Source organism: Pseudomonas sp. 05T35 (assembly GCF_056396605.1).
In genome coordinates this window covers 1-489 of the sequence record NZ_JBFTLU010000952.1, presented here as the reverse complement: position 1 = coordinate 489, position 489 = coordinate 1, and the positions used below count along the sequence as shown (strand labels likewise).

General features: G+C 46.6%; 1 protein-coding gene. It reads left to right on the top strand.

Features of this window, described 5'->3' with window-relative positions; genetic code table 11:
• The coding region (locus AC1DH9_RS30870) for a hypothetical protein (RefSeq protein WP_477809550.1) at positions 1 to 489 on the top strand (489 nt) is incomplete at both ends.

Below are 489 nucleotides of genomic sequence, written 5' to 3'. Positions count from 1 at the left end.
GGTGGTGGCAGCTTCACGATGACGGAGCTCAAAACTTCGCCTGTCGAGTTCTTGAACTTGGCAGAAGACGATTTTGAACGGGGCGGTCTGTCTGCGCTTATTAACGCTACGACCAATGCGAAGCGGGCGATTGTCTGTCAGCTTGATCAGCTGCTGATTTCATTTGGTTATCCGTCGCTCAAATGGAATGTGCCGAAAAAAATAGAGCGATTGCGGGCGCTCGGCCTATTGGCACCAAGCCTTTTGCGTAAAGTAGTTGATATGCGGAATATTCTTGAACACGAATACAAAGCTCCTGATCTTCAATCAGTAGAAGAGGCACTGGATGTCGCAAGTCTTTTTGTAATGTCTGCTTCTGCTATGTTCATTCCGTTTGATGATATATTGGAATTTTCACTGCCTGAGTCCAGTGTTAGGGATAGCTCGGTTACGCATTTTATTGTTGGATTAGACCGAAAGCCTCATGGTGCTTTCTACACCGTCTATGCG